The sequence below is a fragment of the Corynebacterium sp. S5S1 genome, assembly GCF_001913985.1.
Taxonomy (GTDB): Bacteria; Actinomycetota; Actinomycetes; order Mycobacteriales; family Mycobacteriaceae; genus Corynebacterium; species Corynebacterium marquesiae.
Window position 1 is genome coordinate 1 of sequence record NZ_MKXT01000085.1, and the last position, 404, is coordinate 404.

At 50.5% G+C, this 404-nt stretch carries 1 pseudogene; it reads left to right on the plus strand.

The window, feature by feature from the left end:
* Positions 1 to 251, plus strand: a pseudogene (locus BKN05_RS12290) (HNH endonuclease signature motif containing protein); the annotation flags it as partial.
* Between the last annotated feature and the right edge of the window lie 153 nt (positions 252 to 404).

Genomic DNA, 404 nt, shown 5'->3' on the forward strand with positions numbered 1-404 from the left:
AACAGCTCTGGTATAGCGATATCTTAAAGCTGCAGAGCATGCTGAATCACGATAGTTTCCGCGTGATCAAGATTGCCGCCTGCCGGAAATACTTCGACAAAATCCAAGAAGCAATTACTGCAATTCGACACCTCGAACCAGAGGTTACCGGGGAGCGCGCAGACCAGAGCTCAGCCGCTAACCACGCAGTTGAAGGCGACCCCTGGGTGGCGGCTGCCCAGCAAAAGTCTTACGCCGAGCCGCCGTTTTAAATAACCAGGCGCAAAATCACGGAACTAGTCGGCCCAATTCACAAAAGTAGTGTGTTCCTTTTCCACACCAGTAAGCACATCATAGGAAGCACACAACTCACCATCCTGGTTCAACAACTGCGCATCCCAATAAACATCGCCATAAATTTCGGT